This window comes from Alcanivorax sp. HI0044 (genome assembly GCF_001634945.1).
The window spans coordinates 1-288 of the sequence record NZ_LWEZ01001067.1; the positions used below are offsets into that span (position 1 = coordinate 1).

Below are 288 nucleotides of genomic sequence, written 5' to 3' on the forward strand. Positions count from 1 at the left end.
TTGAGCTTGGAGCGATGCACATGGTCACAGGCTATGACCATTTACTGTTTCTGTTCGGCGTGGTGTTCTTTCTGACCCGCTTCAGTGACATTGTTCGTTTTATAACCGCGTTTTCCATTGGCCACTCGATTACTCTGGTGTTTGCCACCCTCTATAGTATTCAGGCGAATTACTACTTAGTGGATGCGGTTATCGCTCTGACTGTCTGCTATAAGGCGTTTGATAACCTTGGCGGTTTCAAGACTTATCTGAAGATGAAGTCACCAAACTTAATGTGGATGGTTTTCG

1 protein-coding gene is annotated in these 288 nt (G+C 45.1%); it reads left to right on the forward strand.

All coding sequences use genetic code 11. From position 1 onward, the window contains the following. Positions 1–20 precede the first annotated feature (20 nt). Positions 21–288 (forward strand): HupE/UreJ family protein (locus A3730_RS12795; protein ID WP_231883950.1); only part of this gene is annotated, 268 nt, incomplete at its 3' end.